The 1,901-nt window shown below is 76.7% G+C and carries 2 protein-coding genes; both read right to left on the bottom strand.

The genetic code is table 11. The annotated features are described in order from the left end of the window. The coding region (locus tag GA0115242_RS22875; RefSeq protein ID WP_093831419.1) for a hypothetical protein at window positions 1–1,372 on the bottom strand (1,372 nt) is incomplete at its 3' end. A gap of 59 nt (window positions 1,373–1,431) precedes the next feature. Further along, window positions 1,432–1,901: hypothetical protein (locus tag GA0115242_RS40855; RefSeq protein ID WP_161353254.1), on the bottom strand; the 470-nt coding region annotated here is incomplete at its 5' end.

Below are 1,901 nucleotides of genomic sequence, written 5' to 3'. Positions count from 1 at the left end.
CGTCCGGCCGGTCGCCCCGGCCGGTCCGCCGCAGCCGGACGGTGCCGGACGCGCCGCCCGGACCGTTGCCGCCGTCGGGGAAGCCGGCGGGGAAGTCGTCGGTGAAACCGCCGGGGAACGCCTCCGTCGCCGGACGCCCCGGAGCCGGGGCACCGTTGCGCGGCGCCGGGAGCGGGGCCGCGGCCGACGCGGTGGCCGTCAGGGTGTCGATGCCCTGTTCGAGACGGGCCGCCGCGTCCTGCCAGTGCGCCGCCGCCGCGTCCCAGCGCTCGGTCGCCTCCCGCATCCCGTCGACGACGTCGTTGGTGCGCCCGGCGCCCGCCACCACGGCCTGCGCCGCCTGCTCCGCCGCCCGCGCGGTCTGCTGCGCCCCGGCCGCCAGCGCCTTCTGCTCGGCGACCAGCGAGGAGAACGCGGTCCGCACGCCGTCCTCGGCGGCCTTGATCTTCGCGGCCAGGTCCCGTCCGGCGGCCTCGCCGTCCGCGCGGGCCCGGTCGGTCGCGGCGGCACCCGCCCGGACGGCGTCCTCCACCCGGCGGGCCGCCTCGGCGATGGCGGGCAGCTCGGCGGAGAGCCCGGTGGTGGCCCGCTGGAGCGCGTCGGTGGCGTTCCCGACCGCCTTCGCGCTCCTGAGCAGCCCCTCGTTGCCCGCCCTGGCGTTCTGCACCAGCGTCTGCAACTGCTTGGCGGTGTTGGTGAGTTCACGGGCGAACTGCTGCGGCGACGCGGCCCGGCGCGGCACCAGGCACACCTGCACCCGGGTCAGCAGCGCGGCCAGCGTGCCCAGCAGCCGGTCGTCCTCGTCCTGCCGCTGCTCCTCCCGGCGCTCGGCCACCGACCGCGCGCGGGCGTGCCACACCGAGAGCAGCACCAGCAGCGAGATCAGCGCGACGGCGGTCAGTGCCACGTTCTCGAACCGCCCCACCGGCGCGAGACGGCCCTCGAACCCGGTCTGCCAGAGCTGGAGGAACGGCCGCGTCGCCTCCTGGGGGTCCGCGCGGCTCAGCGCGCCGTAGGCCCGGACCGCCTCGCGCAGTCCGAACCAGGTGACCAGCAGCGGCACGAACACCAGCACGCCCAGCGCCGCCTCCAGCACCCCCTCGCGCGGCGGCCTGCGCCACCACCGGCGGGCCGCGGCCTTCGCGGGCGGTGCCCCGAGGGTCTCCGGACGGACGAAGGCGGCCGTCAGATCGATCTCGGCCCAGCTGTTGAGCCGTGCGTCGTCGGTCTTCAAGTCGTGTGCCAGGCAGCGGAGTTCGTCCGCCCGGCCGGTGAAGCGGCCCGGGTGCGCGGTGAGCAGAGCGGCCAGCTTCTCGCCCAGCTCACCAGGGTCCAGGAAGTTCGCTCCCGGGGGCGTGGATGCGGTGGTCAAGCGCCATCTCCTGACTCGGCACCGGGGCCCGGTGCTCCTGAGATCCAGCGGGTCCCTCCTCAGCGGGGGACGCCGCCCCTGTCCTGCTGGTTCCTGCCGCGCCGGTTCAACCGCTCCAACAGGGCCCTGGCGGACGGGTGTTCGGGGTTCCAGTTGAGGCAGCGGCGCAGCACCTCCACCGCGTCCTCGTACCGCCCGCGCCCGTCGAGGCGCTCCGCGTGCCGGTAGGTGCGCTCGGCGAGCAGCTCCCGCACCCGCGCGTTGGTGGGGTCGTGTCCGTAGGCGCACAGCAGCCAGCGCTCCGCGTCCGGGAAGTGCTCGGGGGAGGAGTCGGCCATGGCCGCCGCGCAGTGCACGTCGATCATCGCGTCCAGCACCGCGGCGCCCAGCGTGCCCCCGCCCGCCGCCTGCCAGGCCGCGTGCGCGGCTTCGACGGCGTTCTCCCAGCGCCCTTCGAGCAGCAGCTCGCGGGCGGCGCGCAGCCGCCGGGCCGCCCTGCGGTCGGCCCAGTGCTCCGCGTCGCTCGGCG

It is taken from the genome of Streptomyces sp. SolWspMP-5a-2, assembly GCF_900091845.1.
Lineage (GTDB): Bacteria > Actinomycetota > Actinomycetes > Streptomycetales > Streptomycetaceae > Streptomyces > Streptomyces doudnae.
Note: the sequence above shows the minus strand (reverse complement) of the source record. Positions and strands in the feature narration are given on the sequence as shown.